Source organism: Methylopila capsulata, from assembly GCF_016907975.1.
GTDB lineage: Bacteria > Pseudomonadota > Alphaproteobacteria > Rhizobiales > Methylopilaceae > Methylopila > Methylopila capsulata.
On the sequence record NZ_JAFBCY010000002.1, the window covers coordinates 179,148 to 204,040 of the forward strand.

A 24,893-nucleotide genomic window follows, 5' to 3' on the forward strand; every position below is an offset into this window, starting at 1 on the left:
CTCACATCCCCGAATAATTCGGCCCGCCCGCGCCCTCCGGCGCGACCCACACTATGTTCTGATTCGGGTCCTTGATGTCGCACGTCTTGCAGTGCACGCAGTTCTGGGCGTTGATCTGGTAGCGCGGCGCGTCCGCGCCCTCCTCCACCCACTCATAGACGCCCGCCGGGCAGTAGCGCTGGCTGAGCCCCGCGAACACGTCGTGCTCCGAGGTCTTCTGGAGCGACATGTCCTTCACCTTGAGGTGCGGGGGCTGGTCCTCCTCGTGGTTGGTGTTGGACAGGAACACGGACGAGAGCTTGTCGAAGCTGATCCTGCCGTCGGGCTTGGGGTAGGCGATGCGCGCGAAGTCCTTCGCCTCGCCCGTCGCGGCGTAGTCCGGCTTGCCGTGGGGCAGCGTGCCGAACAGCGAGAGGCCGAACTGCTCCGCCCACATGGAGAGGCCGCCGAGCATGACGCCGAGGCGGGTGCCGAACTTCGACCACAGCGGCTTGACGTTGCGGACGGGCTTCAGGTCCTTGCCGATCGCGCTGTCGCGCCAGGCGGCGTCGTAGGCGTCGAGCGCGTCCTGGGCGCGGCCGGCCTTCAGCGCGTCCACCACATGCTCGGCGCAGAGCTTGCCCGACAGGATGGCGTTGTGGCTGCCCTTGATGCGGGGGACGTTGACGAAGCCCGCCGCGCAGCCGACCAGAGCGCCGCCGGGGAAGCTAAGCTTCGGCACGGACTGGAAACCGCCCTCGGTGATGGCGCGGGCGCCGTAGGAGAGGCGTTTGCCTCCCTCGAAGGTGTCGCGGATCGCCGGGTGCGTCTTGAAGCGCTGGAACTCGTCGAAGGGCGAGAGGTAGGGGTTGGCGTAGTTCAGGTGCACCACGAAGCCGACGGAGACCAGCCCGTCGCCGAAGTGATAGAGGAACGAGCCGCCGCCGGTCTTGTCGTCGAGCGGCCAGCCGAAGGAGTGCTGGACGAGGCCGGGCTTGTGCTTCGCCGGATCGACCTGCCACAGCTCCTTCAGGCCGAGGCCGTATTTCTGCGGCTCGGAATGGGCGTCGAGCTTGAAGCGGTTGATGAGCTGCTTCGAGAGCTGGCCGCGGGCGCCTTCCGCGAAGATCACGTAACGCCCACGCAGCTCCATGCCGCGGGTGTAGTTCGGGCCGGGTTCGCCGGATTTCGCGATCCCCATGTCGCCCGTCGCGACGCCGGTGACGGCGCCCTTGTCGTCGAACAGGATCTCGTTCGCCGCGAAGCCGGGGTAGATCTCGACGCCCAGCGCCTCGGCCTGCGCGCCCAGCCAGCGCGTGACGTCGCCGAGCGAGACGACGAAGGCGCCGTGGTTCGACAGGATCTTGGGCATGCCGAAGCCCGGCAGCCGGATCGCGCTTTTCTCCGTCAGGTAGAGGAAGCGGTCGTCGGTCACCTCGGTCTTGGCGAAGACGGTCTCGTCCTGGCGCCAGTCGGGGAGCAGCGCGTCGAGGCCGATCGGATCGACCACCGCGCCCGACAGGATATGGGCGCCGACCTCGGAGCCTTTTTCCAGCAGGACGACGGAGAGCTCGGGGTCGAGCTGCTTCAGGCGGATCGCCGTGGCGAGGCCCGCCGGGCCGCCGCCGACCACGACCACGTCGAAGTCCATGCCCTCGCGCTCGGGAAGATCCGCCGCGCCCGCCGCTCCATCGCTCATGTCAGCCCTGGCTCCTCAACTCAACGCTTTGGGTGCGCTGCGGCGCACGTTGGAACGGTTCGCATCCCTGCCCGTCCAAGGCTAGGGCGACGATCGTCCGAAGCGAGCAATTCGTGACCAAAGGTGGAGGAGCCGCGGGGCGGCGTGTCCGCGGCGACACGCGGGGGCGGGGCCGGGCGCATGAAAAAGCCGCCCGAAGGGGCGGCTCGCGCGCGTCGCTGGAGCAGCGGCCGCCGGCTCAGCGGCGCTCCTGCGGGGCGGACTGCTGGCAGCGCTGCCGGCCCTCGTTGACCTCGCGCCGCTCCTGCTCGGCGACGCGGTGCGCCGCGGCGGGCTCCCATCTCAGGGACCGAAAGCCCCAGTCCGCGTCCTCGGAAGCCCTGTCCCGATCCTCGAAATCTCTTTCGAAATCGTTCATTGCCCACCCCTCAGCGAGTTGACGCCGAGTGTGGGAAAGCGTTGGGCGCGAGTCAACGTACCGCAACGCAATATTGGCCGCGTCTTGCGCGCGTGGGTCGCAGGGAAGCCGCCCGCGGGGCGGCCTCCCTCTGCTTCGGCGGCCTAGCTCACGCCGGCTCGGCGGCCGGCGACGCCTTGGGTTTCGCGGCCCGGCGCTCCTTGCGCTTGGCGGCGACGCGCGCCGCCTTGGCGGCCTCGCGCGCCGCGGCCTTCGCCTCGGCGCCCGCCGCCACGCGCGCGGCGCGTTTGGCCTCGCGCTTTGCAGCCTTCTCGGCGTCGGTCGCGGACGCGGTCTCTTCAGCCATTGTGTCGTTCCTCATGCGGTGGCGTTACGCCCTGCATGTTGAAACGAGCCGGCAATTTGTCAAACTATTTTACGTTTTCCGCGCGCATGCGTCGCAGCGGAGCGCCTGCGGTAACCAGATCCGTCCTGATGCGGTAAGAAGAGGCCCCCCGCGCAACGCGTGGGATTCGCACGCGCGCCGGGCCGCGCCCTCGCCGAGGGACCGGGCGCGCGGTCGCGGCGTCGAAAACCGTCCATCGATCCCAAAACGATGGACGCAGTGGGAGAACGACCGATGAAACCGATGATCTTGCTCGCCGTCGGCGCCTGCGCCCTGGCGCTCGCCGGCTGCAACGGCGAACGGCGCGGCTACGGCGGCGGATACGGCTACGAACGCAGCACCATCGTGGTGGGCGAGGACTACCGCGGACGGCGGGACGACCGCCGCGCGCGGCGCGAATGGGAGGCCCGCCGCGACGCCGACCGCAGGGCCCAGCACGTCCGGCGGGAGCGTCGCGAAGACGCCCAGGATCGCCGCCGCGAGTGGCGCGAGCGCAAGAACGACTGGCGCTGACCGACGGATCGTCCGTCCCGGATGCGCGGCGCCGGCCTCACCGCCGGCGCCGCGCATCGCTCAGCCGGCGTCTTCGGCCTCGTTCATCAGCACCGTGACGTCTTCGGGCGTCAGCTTGTACTTCGCCATCAGCCGGAGCGTGATCGCCACGGCGCGCGGCACATCCTTGCCGTTGTCGTCCGCGGCCCAGCGCCGCGTGGTGCGCTCGTCGGCCTGAAAGAACTTGTTCGCGCTCGAGAGCGAGAGCCCGACTTCGGCCAGAGCGGCGCGGTACTCGGCAGGCGACATGGGGTCCATCTCCGTCAGGTTCGACCGTGAAAGCTCCCGCTTCCTAGCCCAAGGGCCGCGCCCTGTCCGCCTTGGCTCCCGCTCAGGTGCCGCAAAACGTCCGGTAGGGCTCCTCCGCGACCGGCGGCGCGTCGGCGTAGGGCGAGGCGTCGGCCTCCGGGGCGTAGGGGTCGGACAGCGCGGCGCGCAGGGCGTCGAAGGGCGCGAAGTCGCCGTCCTCGACCGCCGCGGCCAGCGCCGCCTCGACGAGATGGTTGCGCGGGATGAGCGCCGGGTTGGCGCGCTCCATCCGCCGCCGGCGCACGCCGGCGTCGTCGGGCTCGCGCGCGAGCCGCTCGCGGTAACGCTCCGCCCAGGCGTCGAACGCCGTCGGATCGACGAACAGATCGCGCGCGGCGGCCTCCGGGTCGCCCTCCGCGACCGCCGCAAGTCTGCGGAAGGTCAGGGTGTAATCCGCCATGCCCTCGGCCATGCGGTCGAGCAGCTCCTGGACGAGATCCGCGTCGCTGGCCTCCTCCGTCCGCAGGCCGAGCTTGCCACGGTAGCCGGCGAAATATGCGGCCTCGAAGGCGGGCGCGAAGCCGTCGAGGGCCTCGGTCGCCTCGGCGATGGCGCGGTCCTCGTCGTCGGAGATCAGCGGCAGCAGGCATTCGGCCAGCCGCGTCAGGTTCCAGTGCGCGATCGCGGGCTGGTTGGCGAAGGCGTAGCGGCCGTGGCGATCGATCGAGCTGAACACCGCCTTGGGATCGTAGGCGTCGAGGAAGGCGCAGGGGCCGTAGTCGATGGTTTCGCCCGCGATCGAGCAGTTGTCGGTATTCATGACGCCGTGCACGAAGCCGACGTGCATCCACTGCGCGACGAGCGCCGCCTGGCGCGCGACGACGCCTTCGAGCAGCGCGAGCGCCCGGTCGGGCCGCGCGGCGCGCTCGGGATAGTGCCGGGCGACGACGTGATCGACCAGCGCGGTCAGCGCCTCGAGGTTTCGGCGGGCGGCGAAGAACTGGAAGGTGCCGACGCGGATGTGGCTCGCGGCCACGCGCGTCAGCACGGCGCCCGGCAGCTTGCGCTCCCGGTGCACCGGCTGGCCGGTCGTCACCGCCGCAAGCGCCCGCGTGGTCGGCACGCCGAGCGCGGCCATCGCCTCGCTGACGAGGTACTCCCGCAGCACGGGCCCCAGCGCCGCGCGCCCGTCGCCGTTGCGCGAGAACGGCGTCGGGCCCGAACCCTTGAGCTGGATGTCGCGGCGGAGGCCCGCCCGGTCCAGGACCTCGCCCAGCAGAATCGCCCGCCCATCGCCGAGCTGCGGCACGAACTGGCCGAACTGGTGCCCGGCGTAGGCGGCGGCGATTGGATCGGACCCGGCGAGCACGGCGTTGCCGGCGAAGGCCTGCGCCCCCGCCTCGCCCGACAGCGCCCCGGGATCGAGCCCCAGCTCATCGGCGAGCCCGCGGTTCAGCGCGACGAGGCGCGGCGCGGCCACCGGCGTCGGCGGCGTCCGGCGATGGAACGCGTCGGGCAGGCGGGCGTAGCTGTTGTCGAAGGGGATGCTGAGCGTCACTGGGGTCCTGGCGGTCCGGAGGCGGGCGTTCCCGCCATATGGGCTGCGCGTCACGCGGATTGAAGGCCGCTCCGCCCATCTCCGACCCGTCGACTCAGACGGCGCGCCACCCGCGGGTTCGGGCGACGGCCTCGGCGAAGCGCGTGCGGCGGGCGTCCCGCGTCTCCGGCCCGCGGGGCGCATGGCGGCGAGCCTCAGCCGGGGCTGCGAGGTCGATCCCGAAGGCGGAGGCCGCGAGCGCCGCCGCGCCGAAGGCCGTGCGCTCGTCGAAGGCGCCGACGACCACCTCGCGCCCGAGGCTGTCGGCGAGGAACTGCGCGAAGTAGCCGCTGCGGCTGAGGCCGCCGTCGATGGATATCGCGGGCGCGAGGGGGACGCGCGCATGGATCGCCGCGACCACTTCCGCGGTGCGGAGCGCGATCCCCTCCAGCAGCGCCTGTCGGAGATCGGCGCGGGTGGTGGCGGCCGACATGCCGAGGAACAGCGCGGCGGCCGAGCGGTCCCAGTGGGGGCAGGCGAGGCCCGACAGCGCGGGGACGAAGACCAGCCCGCGGTCGATCGCCGACGGCGTTTCAAAGCCGTCGAGCTGCGAAAGATCGTCGACGATACCGATCCGCATCGCCCATTCGATGGCGGACCCGGCGTCGTAGACGCCGCCGTCCACCGCGTAGGTGGTCGCGTCGCCGATCGCCCAGGCGACGGTCGGCAGCAGCCCCTCCCCCGCCGCGCGCACGATCTCGCCGCCGGTGACCGCCAGCGCGAAAGCGCCCGTGCCGAAGGTGATCTTGGCGTCGCCGGGCGCGCGGCAGCCGTGGCCGTAGAGCGCCGCCTGCTGGTCCACGACCGAGGCGACGACGGGGACGCCCCCGATGCGGCCGAACCGGCCGACGGTGGGGCGGATCTCCGGCAGGCAGTCGAGAGGAACGCCGAACAGCGCGCAGAGCTCCGGGTCCCAGCGCCCCGTCGCGAGCCGCATCAACGAAGTGCGCGAGGCGGTGGCGACGTCGGTCGCGAACACGCCGGCGAGCCTGTCGAGAAAGAACGCGTCGGTCGTGCCGAGCCGCAGCCGCCCGGCCTCCCGCGCCTCGCGCACGCGCGGGAGGTGACGGAGCAGCCAGCCGAGCTTGGAGGCGGAGAAATAGGCGTCGAGCGGAAGGCCTGCGCGCGCCTCGACCAGCGCCGCGTGGTCGGCCAGTCCGGCCACCGCGTCAGTGGTGCGGTTGTCCTGCCACACGATCACCGGCGACAGCGCCTCGCCGGTGACGGCGTCCCAGGCGAGGCAGCTCTCGCCCTGGTTCGCGAGCGCGAGCGCGTCGACGGGGCCCGCCGCGGCGACGCAGGCGCGGACGTTGGCGAGCAGCTCGTCCGCGTCGTGCTCCACCCAGCCGGGGGCGGGATGGCTTTGCGCGTGGCGCACGGCGTGCGCGATCGCGGCGGCCCCGTCGCCCGTGTCGACCACGAGCGCGCGGGTGGAGGTGGTGCCCTGGTCGATCGCCGCGATCCGCATGGGCGCCACGTTACGGCGGGGGAAGCCGGCCGGCGAGGTCGGCGGCCAGATGATCGGCGATCGCACGTCCGCGGGACCAGCACCAGCCCGCGGTCTCGACGCTGCGGTCCAACACGCAGGCTGCGAAGATCCGCGGATCGCTCGACCGGCCGAAGGCGTCGAGGACAGGCCTCCCGCGCGCGAGGTCCATGGTCAGGCCCGCGGCGCGGGCGAGGCTCGCCTCCGGCGTGAAGCGGCCGGTGAACAGCACGCCGTCGCAGGCGATCTCCGAGCTCGAGCCGTCGGCATGGGCGAGCGTCGCCCGCCGCACCCGAGGGCTCCCAGCGATGTCGACGACCCGGGCGCCGTAATGCAACGGCACGCCGACGAGCCGCGGCAGCGCCATGAAGGGCGGAAAGCACTGCGGCCCGGCCCGCTCCTCGACCATGGCGACGGGCGCGGCGCCGATCCTGCGGCAGGTGAGCAGGCTCGACAGCGCGACGAGCTCCGTGCCGACGACCAAAGGATAGCGGAACGGCGCCTTGCCGTGCAGATACACGAAAGCTTGCAGCGCGCCTGTTGTGAGCACGCCGAGCGGCCGCTCGCCGGAGACCAGGCGGGCCGCGCGCGGGGTCTCGCGCACGCCGGTCGCGAGCGCCAGCCGGCGCGCGGCGATGCGGCGGACGCCGTCGTCGCCGGCGGTCGTGACGACCAGCGCCTCGCCCGCGCGCTCGATGGCGACCACGTTGGTCGCGAGCCTGAGCGCGACGCCCGCGCGGACCGCGCGCTCGGCCAGCCGCCGGGCGTAGGCCGGGCCGGTCAGCACGCGGCCGAACTCCCGCAGGCCGAACGGCGGATGGCCGCAGTGGCGCGGGTTGCCGCCGGCGTCCGCCTCGCGGTCGACGACCAGCACCGACGCGACGCCCCGCGCCTTCAGCCGCGTCGCGAGGCCAAGCCCCGCCGGACCGGCGCCGACGACCAGCGCCTCGACCTCGACGTCGACAGCCGCGCCGCTCACGGGGCCTCGGTCGGGGTCGCGAGCGGCGCTGCGAAGCGCCCCTCGGTCAAGACGGCGAGGCGCGCGAGACAATGAAAACCCTGGCAGCGCCCCATGGCGCAGCGGGTGCGGCGCCTCAAGCCGCCGAAGTCGCCCGCGGGCAGCGGACCTGCGAGCGCCTGTTCGATCTCGCGCTTGGTGACCAGTTCGCAGTGGCAGACGACTCCGCCGTGGCCGGCTGCGCTCCAGTCCCGCGGCAGGTGCTCGGCGAGGTTGGGCATGGGCGGACACTCGGGCTCGGCGACCGCCGCATGCGAATGGCCGAGCCGCTCGTAGAGGCCGTAGACATGGCGGGCGATCCCGAGCGCCGCCGTCATGCCGGTGGAGCGGACGCCGCCGACCGTGATCCAGCTCCTGTCCGGCATGGCCGCGATCCGGTAGCCCTTCTCCTCGGTCGCGGGGCGGAGGCCCGCGTAGGTCGCGGTGACGGGCATGCCCTCGAGCGCCGGCAGCATCTCGACCGCGCGGGCGATCAGCGCCTTGAGCGCGGCCTCGTCGGTCGCGGCGCGGTCGCGGTCCTGCTGCTCCTCGGCGGTCGGCCCCACCAGCACGTTCCCGAACGCGGTGCGGCAGAGCACGACGCCCTTGGTGCGCTCGGTCGGAACCGGCAGCACGATCGTGCGCAGCAGGCTCGCGGCGGCCTTGTCGAACACCACGAACTGGCCCTTCCGGGGCCGGATCTCGAAGGCGCTCTCGCCCAGCAGGCGGCGGTCGACGACGTCGCCATAGAGCCCCGCGCAGTTGATCACGACGCGGGCCCGGCGCCGTCCGCGCGAGGTCTCGAGCCGCCAGTGCTCCTCCTCTCTGCGCCCCGCCGCCACCTCCGCCCCGAACAGGATTTCGGCCCCGAGCGCTTTCGCCTGCAGGAGATAGGCGAGGAAGGGCGACCAGGGATCGATGACATGCTCGCGCGGGACCAGCAGCGCCTCGCGCGCGCCCTCTCCGAGATGGGGCTCCCGCGCCCGGATCTCGGCGGGGCCGAGCCGCCGCACGTCGTCGACGCTGTTCGCCCGCGCCTGCGCCTCGACGCCGTCGAGCGCGGCCTGCTCCGCCTCCGTCCAGGCCACGACCATGGCGCCCGTCTCGAGCACCGGCAGGTTGAGGCGCCCGCGGATCGCCATGTACTCGGCGTAGCCCGCCTGCACGCAGGCCTGCTCGAGACTCCCCGGCGGTGCGTCGAAGCCGGTGTGCAGGATGGCGCTGTTGGCCTTGCTCGCGCCCGACAGGAGATCGGCGCCGCGCTCCAGCACCAGCACCTTCGCGCCCTCGAGAGCGAAGCGCCGGGCCATGGCGCAGCCGACCGCGCCCGCTCCGATGATCGCCACGTCCGCGAGGGGCATCGCGCTCCGCTGCTCCGGTTCCCGCGCCAACAATGGCGCGCTTCCACAACATGAAACTCTCAACTTGACTGTTCGGTCAACATGAATGACCGTTCGTGCATATCAGGGGAGAGGCGCGGCATGAGGCCGGACAAGCGGCGCGAGCGGATCGTGGCGATGGTGCTGGAGCGGGAGAGGGTGTCGGTCGACGCTCTCGCCGACGCGCTCGACGCGTCCCGCGAGACCATCCGCCGCGACCTCGCCGAACTCGACGGCCAGGGCCGGCTGCGCAAGCTGCACGGCGGCGCCACGCTGCCGGGCCTCAGCCTGTACGAGCCGGACCGCGAAGGCCCGTTCCAGGCGCGGCTCGCGGAGAACGCCGCCGCCAAGCGCGCCGTCGCGCGCGCGGCGATCGGGCTGTTCCGGCCCGGCGACACGCTGTTCGTCGACACCGGCACCACCACGCTGCTGTTCGCCGAGGAGCTGTCGCGGGCGCGCGGGCTCACCGTCATCACCAATTCGGCGGCGATCGCAGCCCTCGCCTCCCGCGGCGAGGACGCCCAGGCCTTCCTGCTCGGCGGCGAGTACCGCGACGGCGGCGCCGAATGCCTCGGCGCCATGGCGATCGACCAGATCCGCCGCTTCCACGCGGTCCACGCGGTGCTGACCGTCGGCGCCGTGCATGAGGCGGGCGTGCTCGACTACGACGCCCGCGAGGCCGAGATCGCCCGCGCGATGGTGGCCCAGGCGCGCGCCGTCACGGTGCTCGCGGACGCGTCGAAGTTCGACCGCAACGCGCCCTTCGTCGTCGCGCCGCTGGAGGCGGTCGGCCGGATCGTCACGGACGCGGTCCCCGCGGGACCGATCGCCGACGCCTTGGTCGCGGCCGGGGTCGAGGTGGTCGACGCCGGCGGGCCGGCGCGGGACGTGGCGCCATGACCGTCGCCGCAGAAACAGGCATGCCTGAAAAGTGGCCCTGTCGCTTCTTGCCCAAGCGGCGCTTTTGGCCGGACCGCTCGAGCGCGAACGTGGCCTCCGAACGCGACCGATCCCGCTTTCAGGAGCGAACCACATGAGCGACACTGCGCCGGACTTCTCGATGGGCGCCGCCTACATGAACGGCGTCTACGTGCCGATCGCGGAGGCCAAGATCCCGATCGGCGACTGGGGCTTCACCCATTCCGACGTCACCTACGACGTCGTGCACGTCACCGACGGCGCCTTCTTCCGCCTCGAAGACCACCTCACCCGCTTCCACAAGTCGCTCGACGGCTACCGGCTCGACCCGGGCGTGACCCGCGACGAGATGCGCGAGATCCTCGGCAAGGTGGTGGCGCTCTCGGGCCTGAAGCGCGCCTTCGTGGCCATGCTCTCGACCCGCGGCATCCCGCGCGTCTACGGCTCGCGCGACCCGATGGACTGCGACAACACCTTCATCGCCTACGCCGTGCCGTGGGTGGACGTGATCAAGCCCGAGGTGCAGGAGCGCGGCGCGCATCTGCTGGTCGCCTCGGTGCCGCGGATCTCGCCGAAGTCGCTCGACCCGACGCTCAAGAACTACATGTGGCGCGACTTCACCCGCGGCATGTTCGAGGCGAAGGACAAGGGCTTCGACACGGCCATCCTGCTCGATCAGGAGGGCTACCTGACCGAAGGCGCCGGCTTCAACGTCTTCATCGTCAAGGGGACCAAGGTGATCACGCCGGACCGCGGCGCGCTCGAGGGCGTCACCCGCCTGTCCGTGCTCGACCTCTGCCCGGAGCTGGGGCTGGAGCCGGTCATCGGCCCGATCACCTTCGACGACCTGATGGACGCCGACGAGGTGTTCACGGCGACGACCGCCGGCGGCGTCATGCCCTGCTCGCGCGTCAACGACCGGATCTACGGCAACGACCGGCCGGGGCCGATCAGCCAGACGCTCAAGGACACCTATTGGCGGAAGCATGTGGAGGGCTGGCACATGACGCCGGTCAACTACGCCGACGCCGAGAACCCGTTCAAGGCCGCGGCCTGAACGGACCGGACTGCGAAGCGGGCCCGGCTGCCGCCTGCGGCCGAGGCCCGCGCGAAGAAATCGGGGAAACGACCAAGGCAGGCTCGGACGCTCACACCCCTCGTGACAAGGGCTTGGCCATGACGACGAACGACAGCCTACCGCTTGGGTCTGCGGCCTCGCCCGCGGGCTTCGACCGCCGCAAGGCGCTGAAGACGATCGCCGCCGGCGCCGCCGCCGCGGTGGCGATGCCCTACGTCCGCCCGGCCTCCGCCGCGCCGACCACGCTGCGCGCCCTGATGTGGGAGGTCTACGCCATCCCCGAGGTCATCAAGGCCTTCGAGGACAAGCACAACGTCAAGTTCTCGCCGACCTTCTTCGACGGCAACTCCGAGGCCTACAACAAGCTCCGCGTCGGCGGCACGCGGGACTTCGACCTGGTGCAGGCGGACGGCTTCTGGCCGGGGCTGTACTACCGCGAGAAGCTGATCCGGGCGATCGACTACGCCAAGATCCCGAACACGGCCAAGGTGTTCCCGGTGTTCAAGCCGGACCGCTTCAAGCTGCTGACCGACGAGGCCACCGGCACGCACTTCGGCGTCACCTGGTGCTGGGGCAGCTACGGCACGACCTACAACACCGCGATGATGCCGAAGGACAAGGTCCAGAGCATCGAGTGCCTGTTCGATCCCGCGTTCTCCGGCCGGCTCGCCACCAGCGCGCGCTTCGAGGAGAACATCGCGCTCGCCGGCATCCTGGTCGCGACCCGCATGGGCACCAAGGACAAGCCGCGCCCGGACGGCAAGCCGTTCAACCCGTACGTCCTCACCGACGAGGAGCTGGCCGGCGTCGAGAAGCTGCTGATCGAGCAGAAGAAGCTGCTGCTCACCCGCTACAACGACAACAACACGCTGCAGCAGCTGCTCGAGAGCGGCGCGATCGCCGCGGCGCCGGAGTTCGCGCAGTCCTACCGCGTGCTGCTCGCCAAGAAGGCCAAGGGCGAGATCGACGCCGACTTCGCCCACCAGCTCATCCCGAAGGAGGGCGGCCTCGGCTGGGTCGACACCTGGCTTGTCACGTCCGGCGTCGCGGACGGCCCCACGCTCACGCTCTGCGAGCAGTTCATGGACATGATGCTCTCGCCCGACATCATGAAGCAGCAGGCGCTGATCGGCGGCGCCTCGACCACGATCGACATCCGCTCGATCGCGACCCCCGAGGAGCAGAAGCTCTACCTCATGGACCGCACCGAGGAGCTGTCGGACATGTACATGTTCGACCAGCCGTCCTCGACGGAGAAGTGGGAGCGGGTCTGGTCGCGCATGCAGGCCGCCTGAGCCCTTCGAGCGCGCGCGGTCCTTCCCGGGCCGCCGCGCTCAAGCGGCGCGCCGGCGTCCGTCTCGCCCACGAACGCCGGCGCGCGAGCCCTTTTCCGATCCGCGTCGTCCGCAGGAGTTCCCAGCGCGTGTCCTACATCTCCCTCGACGGCGTCTCGAAGCAGTACGGCGCCGCATGGGCCGTCGACCGGGTGGCGATGGCGATCGAGAAGACCGAGTTCGTCTCGCTGCTGGGCCCCAGCGGCTCCGGCAAGACCACCCTGCTGCGCATCATCGCGGGGCTGGAAAAGCCGACCAACGGCCGGGTGCTGATCGGCGGCGAGGACGTCACGGACCTGCCTCCGCACAAGCGGGGCGTCGCGATGGTGTTCCAGGAGTTCCTGCTGTTCCCGCACCGGACCGTGCGCGAAAACCTCGCCTTCCCGCTGCGCATGCTGAAGCTGCCGAAGACGGAGATGGACGAGCGCATCGACTGGGTGCTCGGCATCCTGTCGCTGCGCGGGCTCGAGGGCCGCTATCCCAACCAGCTCTCCGGCGGCCAGCAGCAGCGCGTCGCGCTCGGCCGCGGGCTCGTCGGCCGGCCGAAGGCGCTGCTGCTCGACGAACCGCTCGCCAACCTCGACCGCGAGCTGCGGCAGGAGATGGAGGTCGAGATCCGCAAGCACCAGACGGCGCTCGGCATTCCCTTCATCTACGTCACGCACAACCAGGAGGAAGCGCTCTCCATGAGCGACCGGATCGCGGTGGTGCGGAACGGCCGGATCGAGGACTTCGCGCCGCGCGCCGAGATCTACGACCGGCCGAAGACCGCCTTCATCGCCCAGTTCGTGGGGCGCTCGAACCGCTTCGTCGGCGTGTTGAAGCGCGAGGGCGCGACCGCGGCGATCGACGCCGGCGCCGTCGCGCTCGCGACCGCCGACCGGCCCGGGCTCAAGGACGGCGCGCCGGTCGCGGCCTATGTGAAGAACGAGAAGATCCGGCTGCGGACGCCGGAGACGCTGCACGCGGTGGGCGCGAACGCGCTGGCGGCGACCGTCAAGCACGTCATCCTGCGCGGGCCTTACGCCGAGTACGTCCTGACCTGGGCCGCCGGCGAGATGATCGCGAGCCGGCCCCGCGCCGAGGTGGAGTTCTCCGCCGGCGACGCCGTGGTCGCGCACTGGGACCCGGCCGACGTCGACGTCTTTCCCGAGAAGGAGGCCGCCGCGTGAGGAGCCGCCTCGCCCCCTGGCTGACGCTCGGCGTCCCGACCGTTTTCCTGATCGCGCTGTTCGTCCTGCCGCTGCTCTCGATGCTGGTGCTGAGCGTCTGGCGGACCGAGAACTACCACATCGTCCAGGACTGGAACCTCAGGAACTACTGGGTGCTGGCGACCGACGGCGCCTACGCCACCTTCCTCCTCCGCTCGATCGCAATGGCGACCGCGGTCTCGGTGATCTGCACCGCCATCGCCTGGCCGGTCGCCTACGGCATCACGCTCTACGGCGGGCGCTACAAGCTGCTGCTGACGCTGGGCTTCGCGGTGCCGTTCCTCACCGGCGAGGTGCTGCGGGTGATCGCGCTGCAGGGGCTGCTCGGACCCGTGGGCCTCGTCAACGGCGTGCTGATGTCGCTCGGGGCCGCGCCGCTGCGCGCCATCATGTACACCAACGTCGCGAGCGCGATCGGGCTCGTCTACCTCTACCTGCCGATCGTGGTGACGGTGATCTACCTGTCGCTGCTGAACTTCGACCAGCGGCTGCTCGACGCCGCCAAGATCTTCGGCGCGAGCCCGGCGCGCGCCTTCTTCGAAATCGCCTGGCCGCTCAACCTGTTCGGCACGCTGATCGGCTTCGCGCTCTGCTTCATCCCCTGCCTCTCGGCGACGCTCGCGCCGCGCTTCCTCGGCGGCCCGAACGGCACGCTCTACGGCATGGCGATGGCGCAGCAGTTCGGCGAAAGCGGCACCTGGGCGCTCGGCGCCGCCATGGGCGTGGTGCTGTTCGTGCTCTCGATCGCGGCGGTGTTCGTGGCGTTCCGCACGGTCGACCTGCGCCGCACCGGCTTCACGGGCTTCGGGAGGAGCTGATGCGGTTTCGTCCGGGCAAGATCGCGCTGATCGCGACCGTCGTCGTCTCCTACCTCTTCCTCTACCTGCCGATCGTGCACATCGGCCTCGCCAGCCTGTCGCGGAACTCGAGCTTCCCCTACCCCCCGCACTGGTCGTTCGCGACCATGTCCCGGCTGCTCGGCAATTCGCTGTACCAGACCGCGCTCGGCAACAGCCTGCTGCTGGGCGTGCTCGTGGCGACGCTCTCCACCGCGCTCGCCGGCGCAGCCACCATCGGGCTGATGCGGCACGCGGGGCGGAAGACCACCCTGTTCCTCGCGCTGTTCATCGCGCCGCTGTTCGTGGCCGAGGTGCTGCTCGGCATCTCCTCGCTGATCTTCAGCGGGCTGTTCCTGGGGCTGCAGGGCAATCTCGGCTCGGCGGTGCTCGCCAACGTCGTGCACTGCTTCTCCTACGCCCTGCTGATCATGGCGACGCAGCTCTACCGCTACGACTGGCGGCTCGACGACGCCGCCATGGTGTTCGGCGCGACGCCGGCGCGCACCTTCTTCGAGGTGACCCTGCCCCTGATCTGGCCGGGACTGCTGGGCGCCTTCATCGTCACCTTCATCATGGCGTTCAACAACCTCGAGATCTCGTTCTACCTGCTGGGCGCCACGCCCACCCTGCCCTCCGTCGCCTGGGGCGCGCTGCGCTACGGCGTGAAGCCGGAGCTCTACGCGCTCGCGACCTGCGTGAACCTGGTGGTGCTCTGCGTGCTCGCGGTGATGTTCGTGCTGATGCGCACCGGGCTCGCCACCTTCGGCCATCGGCCGGAACGGGAGCGGGCGGCGGTCTGAGCGCCGCGCCCCCGCGGCGCGAATCTTGCGTGCGGTCGGCGTCACGCGACCCTCGCCCGGAATGCCGCCTTGCCCCTGCTCGACGCCCTCGGTCTCGACCTCGAACGCCGGCCCGACGCGCCGCTGCACCGGCAGCTCTACGACCGGCTGGTCGACGGCATCGCCGCCGGCGCCATCAAGCCGGGCGAAAAGCTGCCCTCGACGCGCGATCTTGCGCAGTTTCTGGGCGTCTCCCGCAACACCATCATGCTGGCGTTCGAGCACCTGACGGCGGAGGGCTTCCTCGAAGGCCAGAGCGGCTCCGGCACCTACGTCGCCCGCGAGCCGCCGTCGAAGGCGGCGACGCCGGCGCCCGCGCGCATCAACCCGGCGCTCCGCGCAGCCGGCACGCTCGACCGCTCCTTCGCCTGCGGCTCGGGCTTCGCGGACGTGCCGGCGACGCTCCGGCACATGCGCCGACCGGTGCCGTTCCGCTCCAACTTCCCGGCGGTCGACGCCTTCCCCGTCCAGGTCTGGGCGAAGCTCGCCGCCGACATCTACCGCAAGATGAGCCCCGAGCTCGCCGGCGAGCTGATGGGCGAAGGCGACCCGCAGGGCTACGCGCCCCTGCGCGCCGCGATCGTCGAGCACGTCACGCTGGGGCGCGGCCTCGTCTGCCGGCCGGAGAACGTCGTGGTCTTCGCCGGCGCCCAGCACGCGGTCGACCTCGCCTGCCGCATCCTGCTGACCGAGGGCGAGACCGCCTGGTGCGAGGATCCGGGCTACGACGGGGCCTACGCCTCCGTCACGGCGGCGGGGGCGCGGCCCGTGGCCGTCCCGGTCGACGCCGACGGGCTGGACGTCGCCGCCGGCGTCGCGCGGGCGCCCGACGCGCGGCTCGCCTATGTCTCGCCCTCGAAGCAGTTCCCGCTCGGTATGAGCCTCAGCCTCGAGCGCCGGCGCGCGTTGCTGGACTGGGCGAGCCGCGCCGACGCCTGGATCCTCGAGGACGACTACGACGCCGAGTTCCGCTACGCCGGCCGCCCGCTGCCGGCCCTGCACGCGCTCGACCGCGAGGGCCGCGTGATCTACCTCGGCACCTTCTCGAAAACGCTGTTTCCGGGCCTCAGGCTCGGCTTCGCGATCGTGCCGGACGCGCTGGTCGAGGCCTTCGTCGCGGCGCGCTCGGTGACCGGCCGCTACTCGCCCATGCTGGAGCAGGCGCTGGTCGCGCGCTTCATGAGCGAGGGGCATTTCGCCAGCCACGTGCGCCGCATGCGCAAGCTCTACGCCCAGCGACAGACGCACCTTCTCGACGCCCTCGCCCGCCGGCTCAGCGACTGGATGACCCCGGAGCCGACCGACACCGGCATGGAGATCGTCGCCCGGCTGCGGCCCGGCCTGAGCGCGCGGCGGGTGGCCGCCGCCGCGATCCAGGAGGGGCTCGAGCTGATGCCGCTGTCCGCCCTCGCCCGCGAGGCCGAGGTCGACGATCTCCTCACCATCGGCTTCAGCGCCTTTTCGGCGGAGCAGATGGACGAGGGCGTGGAGACCCTGCGGACGGTGCTCGTGCGCCTGGATCAGACGCCGCGCGCGAACTGAGGCGCGGCGAGGAGCCGGCAGGCGCAGAAATCAGGCCGGGCCGCCGCCTGCGGCGCGCATCTCGAGCAGGCCGGCGTCGATCGCGACCCAGACGAGGTTGGCGTCCGTGCGGGCGTTGAGCTTCGCCTTGATGCCGGAATGGTAGTTCTGGATCGTCTTCTGGCTGAGGGAGAGCGCGTCCGCGATCTCGTCGGTCGTCATGCCGGAAGCGATCAGCTGCAGGATCTCGACCTCGCGGGGCCCAAGCGCCTCCAGCGGCGACTTGCGGCCGGAGAGCCGTTCTACGGCGATCTCATGGGCGATGTCGTCGCTGACCGCCTTGCCGCCCGCCGCGATGGTCGCGATCGCCGCGATCAGCGCCTCGGGCGGGCTGCTCTTGGTGACGTAGCCCGCCGCGCCCGCCTCGAAGGCCTTCAGCGCGTAGGACAGGCCCTCGTGCATCGTGAAGACCAGGATGCGCGCCTTGCGGTCGACCGCGCGGATGCGCCGGATCGCCTCCAGCCCGCTCGAGCCCGGCATGCTGAGGTCGACGACGACGATGTCGGCCGGCTCCCGGCGGTAGGCGAGATAGGCGGCCGCCGTGCTGTCGGCCTCGCCGGTGACGCGGTAGCCCGGCTGAAGCTCGATCAGCTTGCGGTAGCCGGCGCGCACGACCGGATGGTCGTCCACCAGAAGGATCGTAAGGTCGCTCATCGCCTCAGGCCGCCTTGTGCTCGATCGTCGGGCCGCGCCGCTCGCCCACGCGCGCGAGCGGGATCACCGCCGAGATCCGGACGCCGCGTCCGGTGGCCTCCGCGTCGAACCGGCCGCCGAGCGCGTCGACGCGCTCGCGGATGCCGACGAGGCCGTGTCCGCGGCCGGCGCCGAGATCCTGCGCCGATCCGCCGCCGTCGTCCTCCACCGTCACCGAGACGGCGTCCGCCGGCTCCGCGGAGCGCTCGACGCGCAGGCGCACCTCCTGCGGCCGGCCGTGCTTCGCGGCGTTGGTCAGACCTTCCTGCGCGATGCGGTAGACCGTCAGCGCCGCCTGTTCCGGCGTGCCGTCGACGTCGCCCGCGACTTCGAGCCGGAACACGGGCCGCTGCGCCGCGATCGCGACGCGGGCGTTCCAGCTCGCCACCAGATGCGCGAGGCTGTGCTCCAGCCCGACCTCGTCCAGCTCCGGCGGCCTCAGGCGGGCGAGCGCGTTCTTCAGGGTGGCCGCCATGCCTTCGCTGAGGCCCGCGATCTCGCGCGCGCTTTCGGCGATGTCGGGCCGGTCCCTGGCGCTCGCGGAGGCGATCGCGGCGGCGAGCGCGCGGGCGCCGGTGAGGCACTGGCCGAACTCGTCGTGGAGGTCGCGCGCCAGGGCGAGGCGCTCCTCCTCCTGCACGTTGAACAGCCGCCGGGTCACCGCCGCGCGCGCCTCGGTGGTGCGGGCGAGGCGCTCCGTCAGGTCGTTGAACGCCCGGGCGACATGGGCGAACTCGCGGGCGGCGAAGTCCGGCAGGCGCACCGAATGGTCGCCGCCCTCCAGCCGCTGCAGCCCCCGCACGATGGTCTCGACCGGTCGCAGCGCGTGGCCGATCGCGAGCGTGGCGAGCAGCGCGATCGCGATCGCCATCGCGCCCGCCACGCTGATCACGACGCTGACCTGCCGCCAGGCCCGCCAGGCCACCGTTCCCGGCTCCGCCTCGGCTTGGACGGTCCCGACCTCGTGGCGGCCGCTCGCGACCTTGCGCGTCGCCGGCTCGACGGCGCCGAACACGGCTTCGTTGAGCGTCTGGAACCAGCGGGGCGCCTCGCCGATTTCGGAGAGGCCGCCGCAGAAGCGGGTCGGCGCGTCGCCCGTCCAGGCGAGCGTCACGCAGAATCCGGGACCGATGATCCGGAGCGTGTCCGCGGTGCGCCACTCGGGAAAGGCGAGCCTGGCGCCGGACCCTTGCGCGCCGCGGAACATGACTTCGCGCCAGGCGAGGTTCCGGGCCTCGCGCTCGACCCGTTGCGCGGTCGCCGTGACCTCGTCCCGGATGACGCGGTTCGCCTCGATCATCGTCCAGGCGCCCGCGCAGGCGAGGCACAGGGCGACGACGGCGAAGATCCGCAGAACGAGGGTCGCCACCAGCGACATGTTTTCGCCTTTCGTCTCAACGTCTTGGTGTCCAAGACCAAGGCCGCGAAAGCAAGTGTCCCCCGCGAGATCAGGAGAAGTTCCCAGCGCAAGTCGGGAGCCGCGCTCTTGGGATCCTCGCTCTTATCAGCAGTTTCACAACATCAGCGGACGGAACGCTCGAGACGCACCAAAAGACGCCGCCGGCGCCGCCCGCGCTTCCGGAGAACGTCCATGAAACGCGCACTGCTTTTCGGCCTCGGCGCCGCGATCCTCGCCGGGTCCGCGCCCGCTTTCGCCAACGACAGCGTCGAGGCGATCCTCAAGGACCCCAAGCAGTGGGGCATCCAGACCGGCGACTACGCCAACACCCGCTACTCCAAGCTCGACCAGATCACCGCGAAGAACGTCGACAAGCTCCAGGTGGCCTGGACCTTCTCGACCGGCGTGCTGCGCGGCCATGAGGGCGGCCCGCTTGTCGTCGGCGACGTCATGTACGTCCACACGCCGTTCCCGAACAATGTGTTCGCGCTCGATCTGAACGACAACGGCCGCATCATCTGGAAGTACGAGCCGCGCCAGGACCCGAACGTGGTCCCCGTGATGTGCTGCGACACCGTCAACCGCGGCGTCGCCTACGCCGACGGCATGATCTTCCTGCAGCAGGCGGACACGACGGTCGTCGCGCTCGACGCCAAGTCCGGCAAGAAGATCTGGTCGGTCGTCAACGGCGACCCGAAGAAGGGCGAGACCAACACCGCCACCGTGCTTCCGGTGAAGGACAAGCTCATCGTCGGCATCGCCGGCGGCGAGTTCGGCGTGCGCGGCCACCTCACCGCCTATGACCTCAAGACCGGCAAGCTGGCGTGGCGCGCCTATTCGATGGGGCCGGACAAGGATCTCCTCGTCGATCCGGAGAAGACCACCGAGCTCGGCAAGCCGATCGGCAAGGATTCGTCGCTGAAGACCTGGCAGGGCGACCAGTGGAAGATCGGCGGCGGCACCACCTGGGGCTGGTACTCCTACGATCCGAAGCTGAATCTCGTGTATTACGGCTCGGGCAACCCCTCGACCTGGAACCCGAAGCAGCGGCCGGGCGACAACAAGTGGTCGATGACGATCTGGGCGCGCGACCCCGACACGGGCGTCGCCAAGTGGGTCTACCAGGTGACCCCGCACGACGAGTGGGACTACGACACCACCAACGAGATGATCCTCACGGACCAGACGATCGGCGGCAAGGCGCGCAAGCTCCTCACCCATCCCGACCGCAACGGCTTCGCCTACACCCTCGACCGTGAGACCGGCGAGCTGCTGGTCGCGGAGAAGTACGACCCGGTGGTGAACTGGGCCACCAAGGTCGACATGGACAAGTCGTCCAAGACCTACGGCCGTCCGCTCGTCGTCGCCAAGTATTCGACGGAGCAGAACGGCGAGGACGTCAACAGCCAGGGCATCTGCCCGACCGCGCTCGGCACCAAGGACCAGCAGCCTTCGGCCTACTCGCCCGAGACCGAGCTGTTCTACATCCCGACCAACCACGTCTGCATGGACTACGAGCCGTTCCAGGTGGCCTACACCGCCGGCCAGCCCTACGTCGGCGCCACGCTGTCGATGTACCCGGCGCCCAACAGCCACGGCGGCATGGGCAACTTCATCGCCTGGGACAACAAGGCGGGCAAGATCGTCTGGTCCAACAAGGAGATGTTCTCGGTGTGGTCCGGAGCGCTGGCGACCGCCGGCGGCGTGGTGTTCTACGGCACGCTCGAGGGCTACCTGAAGGCCGTCGACGCCAAGACGGGCAAGGAGCTCTACAAGTTCAAGACGCCGTCCGGCATCGTCGGCAACGTCATGACTTACGAGAACAAGGGCCGGCAGTACGTGGCGGTGCTCTCGGGCGTCGGCGGCTGGGCCGGCATCGGCCTCGCGGCCGGCCTGACCGGCGGCAACGAAGGCCTCGGCGCCGTCGGCGGCTACGCCGCGCTCGCCCAGTACACCGCCCTCGGCGGCCAGCTCACGGTGTTCGAGCTGCCGCACTGACCTGACTTCGGGCCTGGACCTCCGGGCCCAGCGTTTTTCCATAGCGTGTCCGGGCTTCCCTTCCTCCCTCGGCCTCGACGCAGAACTTATGGACACGGCGAGCTCCCTCGTGGGCTCGCCGTCTTTTTTTGCGCTGACGCCGCCAACTGTATGCATACATTATTGACAATGTATGTTTTGCGACTTACGTCTCCTCGCATGCAGGACCCAGAGGAGGCCCCCATGACGGCGGCGACCTACCCCCGCCAGATCCCTTACGACGTCGGCGTGCGCGGCCGTTGCCCGCGCTGCGGCGAGGGGAAGATGTTCAACGGGTTCCTGACGCTGAAGCCGAGCTGCGAGGTCTGCGGCCTCGACTATTCCTTCGCCGACCCGGCGGACGGCCCGGCCTTCTTCGCCATCACCTTCGCCTGCCTGCCCTCGGCCTGCTTCGCGGTCTGGCTGGAGCTCGCCTACCAGGCGCCGTACTGGCTCCATCTTTTCACGACGGTGCCGATCATGCTGGCGACGCTGCTGCCGCCCCTGAGGCCGCTGAAGGGCTGGCTGGTCGCGAGCCAGTACTACCACAAGGCCGCCGAGGGCCGTCTCGTCCGCCCCGGCGAAGAGGACGACGCCGAGCGCTGAGCGTCGGCGGAGCGTCGATGGCGCTCAGACCACGTCGTGCAGCGTCCGCCGCCCGTCGCTCAGGATGTCGGCCAGCGTCGTGAGCGCGGACGCGAGCCGCGCCCGCTCCGGCACCGCGCCGAGCGAAATCCGCACCGCCTCGACCGCCGGCCCGCCGACGTTGAACGCGTCGGACGGCGTGACCGCGAGCCCCTGCGCCCGCGCCCGGTCCGCCAGCCGGTGTCGATCCCAGCGCGCCGGCAGCGGCAGCCACAGATGCAGGCCGTTCCGGTGCGCCCGCCCGTCTGGCAGCACGGCGCGGGCCAGCGTCTGGCGCGCGGCGGCCTCGGCGCGCACGCCGTCGAGAAAGGCCTGCGCCGTCCCCTCCCGGATCCAGCGTCCCAGCACCGCCGTCATCAGCGGCGGCGCCATCAGGCTGACCGCGCGAAGACCCGCGACCAGCTCGGCCCGCGCCGCCGGCGACGGCGCCACAACGTAGGCCACGCGCAGGCCCGGCGTCAGGCACTTCGAGACGGTGTGGACGTGCCAGGTGAGGTCGGGCGCGAGCGTCGCGAAGGGCGGCGGCGCGTCCGACGCCAGCGGCGAATAGGGGTCGTCCTCCAGGATCGGCAGGCCGTGGGCGGCCGCGACGTCGGCCAAGGCGCGCCGTCGCGCCTCCGGCATCGTGATCGTCGTGGGGTTCCCGATCGTCGGGTTGAGGTAGGCGAAGGCCGGCTTGCGCGTCCGGCACAGGCGATCGAGCGCCTCCGGCCGCATGCCGTCGGCGTCCGCCTCGACCGCCTGCGCCTCCAGGCCGTACTGATGCGCGATCGACAGAGCGCCGGGATAGACCAGCGGCTCGCAGGCCATGGCGTCGCCGGAGCGCGCGAGCGTCGTGGCGATCGCCGCCATTGCGCCCTGCGCCCCCGCCGCGACGAGGATGCGGTCGGGGTCGACCGCCCCCAGCGTCGGCCGCAGCCAGGCCGCCGCCGCCGCCCGGTCGGAGGCCGAGCCGGCGCCGGGGTGATAGGACATCAGCTGGTCGATGTCGGTCCGCGCGACGAGGTCGGCGACGCTCCGCCCCAGCACCTCGGCCAGCCGCACGCCGCGCGGCGCGGGCGGGATGTTCATGCCGAGGTCGATCGGCGGCGCCGCGGGGTCCCGGCGGGCAGCGACGAACGAGCCGCGCCCCGTGACAGCGTCGAGCAGGGCCCGGCGCCGGGCCTCGGCGTAGGCCCGCGTCACGGTGGTCAGATCGACGGAGAGCGCCTGCGCGAGGCTGCGCTGCGGCGGCAGCCGGTCGCCCTCCCGCAACGCGCCGGAGGCGACGGCGCCCTCGATGGCGTCCGCGATCTGCAGGTAAAGCGGCCCGCCCACGGGGTCGATCCGGGGCGTCCACGACGTCGCGCCGCTCATCCCCCGGCCCTCATCCATGCGCTGGCCGGATTGTATGCGCGACCTTCCCGCCCACAATCAAGCGCCGCATGGCGGCGTCGGGACGGAGGGTCTCTCCCGCCTGACGCGGCGCCCTCCTTACGGCGAGGGGATGGCGCCTTCCGCCACCACCTGCTTCCAGCGGGCGATCTCCTTGGCCTGGAACGCCTCGAACTCCTTGCCGGTGTTCGCCACCACGTCGAAGCCGGTCTTGGCGAAGGCAGCCTTCACCGCGTCGGCGCGCAGCGCGGTCGTCAGCGCGGTCTCGAGCTTGGCGCGGACGGCCGGATCGAGGCCCTTCGGCGCGCCGAAGGCCTGCCAGGAGTAGACGTCGACGCCCTCGACGCCCTGCTCCTTCAGCGTCGGAACGTCCGGCAGCATGGCGTGGCGCTCGTCGCTGGTGACGGCCAGCGCCTTGACCTTGCCGGAGGAGATCTGCGGGGAGATCACGCCAAGGTTCTGGAACGAGGCGTCGGTCTGCCCGCCGACGAGGTCGACGATGGCGGGCCCGCCGCCCTTGTAGGGGATGTGGTTCCCGTGGGTTCCGGTCTTCTGCCAGAACAGCTCGGCCGTCAGGTGGTCCGAGGAGCCGGAGCCGGAGCTTGCGAACGAGACCTTCTCCGGGTTGGCCTTCAGATAGGCCACGAACTCGGCGACGGTGTTCGCGGGAAAGTCCTTCCGCACCACAAGCACGTTCGGCGTGCGCACGGCGACGGTGAGCAGGTCGAAGTCCTTGGCGGCGTCGTAGGTCAGGCCCTTGAACAGCGCGGGGTTGATCGACCACACCGACAGCGCGGCGCAGAGGATGGTGTAGCCGTCCGGCGCCGCGCGGGCGACGGCGGCCGCGCCCATGTTGCCGGTCGCGCCCGGGCGGTTTTCGACGATCATGTTCGTCCCGATGCTCTTCTCGGCTTCCGCCGAGACGATGCGCGCCGCGACGTCCGACCCGCCGCCCGGCGGGAACGGCACGACCACGGTGATCGGACGCTCGGGATAGCCGGCCGCGAAGGCCGGGACCGCGGCGGCGACGATCGCCGCGGCGGCGCAGAAAGCTCGAACGATGCGCATGAGGCGCGTCTCCTGTCAGGCGTTCCCTGGGGTGGGCGCTCTGGCGGCGCCGCTGCCGAAGGGAGACGCTAGCGGGGGCGTCGATGCCGGTCTAAACCAGATGCGGCATCGTCTGATGCCGTTGGCGCATCGTTTGGCGGCGGCCCCATGTTCGAGTTCACCCATCTGCGCTGTTTCGTGGCGGTGGCCGAGGAGCTGCATTTCGGGCGCGCGGCGCGGCGGCTGAACATGACGCAGCCGCCCCTCAGCCGTCAGATCCAGCTGCTTGAGCACCTGCTCGAGGCGAAGCTGTTCGAGCGCTCGAACCGACGGGTGGCCCTCACTCCCTCGGGCCGGGCCTTCCTGCCGGAGGCGCGCCGCCTGCTGCAGCTCGCCGAAGGCGCGGCGATGTCGATCCGGCGCATCGGCGTGGGCGAGGCCGGGACCGTGACGATCGGCTTCACCGCCGCCTCCGGCTACGACTTCCTGCCCCGCATCGTGCGCGAGCTGCGCGCCGAGCTTGCGAACATCGACCTCGTGCTGCGCGAGGCCGTGACCTCGGCGCAGCTCGACGCCCTCGCCTCCGGCCGCCTCGACATCGCGCTGGTGCGGCCGCCGGTCCGCCGCGCGACCTTCCGCTCGCGGATCGTGCTGCGGGAGCCGATGATCCTCGCGCTGCCCGCCGGCCACCCCATGGCCGAGCGCGAGGTGATCGACCTGCACGACCTCGGCGACGAGCCGGTGATCAGCTACTCGCCATTCGAGGCGCGCTACTTCCACGACCTTGTGCTCAGCCTGTTCGGCGCGGCCGGCGTGCAGCCGACGATCACCCAGCACGTCAGCCAGATCCATTCGGTGCTGGCGCTGGTCCGCATCGGCCTCGGCCTCGCGCTGGTGCCGGAGGCGGCGGCGAAGCTGCGGTTCGACGGCGTCGTCCACCGCCCGATCCGATCCCCCGGCGGAGGCATGGCGCAGCTCGCGGCGGTCTGGAGAACCGACCAGGAAAACCCCGCCGCGGAGCGCGCGCTCGAGGTGATCCTGCGCCAGGCGCCCCCGCTCGACGGCTGAACGATGCGCAGGCGACATCAATCGATGCCGTGTTTGTCTTGGACAGCAACGACGCGCGCTGGGACCCTCGCCTCCAAATAACCCGCGCAAAGCGGATCCAAGGAGGACTC

At 71.3% G+C, this 24,893-nt stretch carries 23 protein-coding genes; 11 read left to right on the forward strand and 12 right to left on the reverse strand.

Annotated elements, in window-relative coordinates:
* Position 1 precedes the first annotated feature (1 nt).
* The 3 genes from JOD31_RS06560 to JOD31_RS06570 all read right to left on the reverse strand — a co-directional run bounded on the left by JOD31_RS06560 (position 2) and on the right by JOD31_RS06570 (position 2,442).
* The gene (locus JOD31_RS06560) at positions 2 to 1,678 is read right to left on the reverse strand and encodes an electron transfer flavoprotein-ubiquinone oxidoreductase (RefSeq protein ID WP_204949511.1); all 1,677 of its coding nucleotides are present in this window, start codon (positions 1,676 to 1,678) and stop codon (positions 2 to 4) included.
* Between the two features lie 238 nt (positions 1,679 to 1,916).
* Positions 1,917 to 2,096, reverse strand: coding sequence for a hypothetical protein (locus tag JOD31_RS06565; protein ID WP_204949512.1), 180 nt, complete (start codon positions 2,094 to 2,096; stop codon positions 1,917 to 1,919).
* Positions 2,097 to 2,244: 148 nt separating this feature from the next.
* The gene (locus tag JOD31_RS06570) at positions 2,245 to 2,442 is read right to left on the reverse strand and encodes a hypothetical protein (RefSeq protein ID WP_204949513.1); all 198 of its coding nucleotides are present in this window, start codon (positions 2,440 to 2,442) and stop codon (positions 2,245 to 2,247) included.
* Positions 2,443 to 2,715: 273 nt separating this feature from the next.
* Here JOD31_RS06570 and JOD31_RS06575 point away from each other — a divergent pair, with 273 nt between their 5' ends.
* A complete protein-coding gene (locus JOD31_RS06575) occupies positions 2,716 to 2,994 on the forward strand; it encodes a hypothetical protein (protein WP_204949514.1) in 279 nt (92 codons plus the stop codon).
* Positions 2,995 to 3,054: 60 nt separating this feature from the next.
* Here the strand turns inward: JOD31_RS06575 and JOD31_RS06580 are convergent, their stop codons facing one another.
* From JOD31_RS06580 to JOD31_RS06600, 5 genes are all read right to left on the reverse strand, one after another.
* Positions 3,055 to 3,282: a hypothetical protein gene (locus JOD31_RS06580; RefSeq protein ID WP_204949515.1), complete on the reverse strand. Its 228-nt coding sequence runs from the start codon at positions 3,280 to 3,282 to the stop codon at positions 3,055 to 3,057.
* An 82-nt stretch (positions 3,283 to 3,364) separates the two neighbouring features.
* On the reverse strand, positions 3,365 to 4,840 hold the full coding sequence (locus JOD31_RS06585) for a protein adenylyltransferase SelO (RefSeq protein WP_204949516.1): 1,476 nt from the start codon (positions 4,838 to 4,840) through the stop codon (positions 3,365 to 3,367).
* Between the two features lie 94 nt (positions 4,841 to 4,934).
* A complete protein-coding gene (locus tag JOD31_RS06590) occupies positions 4,935 to 6,347 on the reverse strand; it encodes an FGGY family carbohydrate kinase (protein WP_204949517.1) in 1,413 nt (470 codons plus the stop codon).
* A gap of 10 nt (positions 6,348 to 6,357) precedes the next feature.
* On the reverse strand, positions 6,358 to 7,344 hold the full coding sequence (locus JOD31_RS06595) for an NAD(P)/FAD-dependent oxidoreductase (RefSeq protein ID WP_204949518.1): 987 nt from the start codon (positions 7,342 to 7,344) through the stop codon (positions 6,358 to 6,360).
* On the reverse strand, positions 7,341 to 8,723 hold the full coding sequence (locus JOD31_RS06600; RefSeq protein WP_204949519.1) for an NAD(P)/FAD-dependent oxidoreductase: 1,383 nt from the start codon (positions 8,721 to 8,723) through the stop codon (positions 7,341 to 7,343). The genes JOD31_RS06595 and JOD31_RS06600 overlap by 4 nt, the downstream gene beginning before the upstream one ends.
* A gap of 120 nt (positions 8,724 to 8,843) precedes the next feature.
* Here JOD31_RS06600 and JOD31_RS06605 point away from each other — a divergent pair, with 120 nt between their 5' ends.
* From JOD31_RS06605 to pdxR, 7 genes are all read left to right on the forward strand, one after another.
* A complete protein-coding gene (locus JOD31_RS06605) occupies positions 8,844 to 9,641 on the forward strand; it encodes a DeoR/GlpR family DNA-binding transcription regulator (RefSeq protein ID WP_204949520.1) in 798 nt (265 codons plus the stop codon).
* A 133-nt stretch (positions 9,642 to 9,774) separates the two neighbouring features.
* Positions 9,775 to 10,716 (forward strand): aminotransferase class IV, encoded by a 942-nt coding sequence (locus JOD31_RS06610; protein ID WP_204949521.1) that lies wholly within the window; start codon positions 9,775 to 9,777, stop codon positions 10,714 to 10,716.
* A gap of 119 nt (positions 10,717 to 10,835) precedes the next feature.
* Positions 10,836 to 12,032, forward strand: coding sequence for an ABC transporter substrate-binding protein (locus JOD31_RS06615; protein ID WP_204949522.1), 1,197 nt, complete (start codon positions 10,836 to 10,838; stop codon positions 12,030 to 12,032).
* Between the two features lie 128 nt (positions 12,033 to 12,160).
* Positions 12,161 to 13,243, forward strand: a complete 1,083-nt coding sequence (locus JOD31_RS06620; RefSeq protein ID WP_204949523.1) for an ABC transporter ATP-binding protein — start codon at positions 12,161 to 12,163, stop codon at positions 13,241 to 13,243.
* Complete coding sequence (locus tag JOD31_RS06625; protein ID WP_204949524.1) at positions 13,240 to 14,100, forward strand: ABC transporter permease; 861 nt, start codon at positions 13,240 to 13,242, stop codon at positions 14,098 to 14,100. Before JOD31_RS06620 ends, JOD31_RS06625 begins: the two co-directional genes overlap by 4 nt.
* The gene (locus JOD31_RS06630; protein WP_204949525.1) at positions 14,100 to 14,921 is read left to right on the forward strand and encodes an ABC transporter permease; all 822 of its coding nucleotides are present in this window, start codon (positions 14,100 to 14,102) and stop codon (positions 14,919 to 14,921) included. Before JOD31_RS06625 ends, JOD31_RS06630 begins: the two co-directional genes overlap by 1 nt.
* Positions 14,922 to 14,990: 69 nt before the next feature.
* A complete protein-coding gene (gene pdxR / locus JOD31_RS06635) occupies positions 14,991 to 16,502 on the forward strand; it encodes a MocR-like pyridoxine biosynthesis transcription factor PdxR (protein ID WP_204949526.1) in 1,512 nt (503 codons plus the stop codon).
* A 30-nt stretch (positions 16,503 to 16,532) separates the two neighbouring features.
* Here pdxR and JOD31_RS06640 read toward each other — a convergent pair whose 3' ends face one another.
* On the reverse strand, positions 16,533 to 17,195 hold the full coding sequence (locus JOD31_RS06640; protein ID WP_204949527.1) for a response regulator: 663 nt from the start codon (positions 17,193 to 17,195) through the stop codon (positions 16,533 to 16,535).
* 4 nt (positions 17,196 to 17,199) lie between these two features.
* The gene (locus JOD31_RS06645) at positions 17,200 to 18,612 is read right to left on the reverse strand and encodes a histidine kinase (protein ID WP_204949528.1); all 1,413 of its coding nucleotides are present in this window, start codon (positions 18,610 to 18,612) and stop codon (positions 17,200 to 17,202) included.
* A 213-nt stretch (positions 18,613 to 18,825) separates the two neighbouring features.
* On the opposite strand from JOD31_RS06645, the gene JOD31_RS06650 reads away from it, so the two are divergent.
* Together JOD31_RS06650 and JOD31_RS06655 are read left to right on the forward strand one after the other, a co-directional pair.
* Positions 18,826 to 20,631 carry a methanol/ethanol family PQQ-dependent dehydrogenase gene (locus JOD31_RS06650; RefSeq protein ID WP_204949529.1) on the forward strand — a complete coding sequence of 602 codons (1,806 nt, stop codon included), beginning with the start codon at positions 18,826 to 18,828 and terminating at the stop codon, positions 20,629 to 20,631.
* A 222-nt stretch (positions 20,632 to 20,853) separates the two neighbouring features.
* Complete coding sequence (locus tag JOD31_RS06655) at positions 20,854 to 21,255, forward strand: DUF983 domain-containing protein (protein WP_204949530.1); 402 nt, start codon at positions 20,854 to 20,856, stop codon at positions 21,253 to 21,255.
* A 24-nt stretch (positions 21,256 to 21,279) separates the two neighbouring features.
* Here JOD31_RS06655 and JOD31_RS06660 read toward each other — a convergent pair whose 3' ends face one another.
* Complete coding sequence (locus tag JOD31_RS06660; protein WP_204949531.1) at positions 21,280 to 22,650, reverse strand: aminotransferase-like domain-containing protein; 1,371 nt, start codon at positions 22,648 to 22,650, stop codon at positions 21,280 to 21,282.
* A gap of 117 nt (positions 22,651 to 22,767) precedes the next feature.
* Positions 22,768 to 23,736 (reverse strand): Bug family tripartite tricarboxylate transporter substrate binding protein, encoded by a 969-nt coding sequence (locus JOD31_RS06665; RefSeq protein ID WP_204949532.1) that lies wholly within the window; start codon positions 23,734 to 23,736, stop codon positions 22,768 to 22,770.
* A gap of 147 nt (positions 23,737 to 23,883) precedes the next feature.
* Between JOD31_RS06665 and JOD31_RS06670 the strand changes: the two genes are divergently transcribed.
* Positions 23,884 to 24,783, forward strand: a complete 900-nt coding sequence (locus JOD31_RS06670) for a LysR family transcriptional regulator (RefSeq protein ID WP_204949533.1) — start codon at positions 23,884 to 23,886, stop codon at positions 24,781 to 24,783.
* Positions 24,784 to 24,893 lie beyond the last annotated feature (110 nt).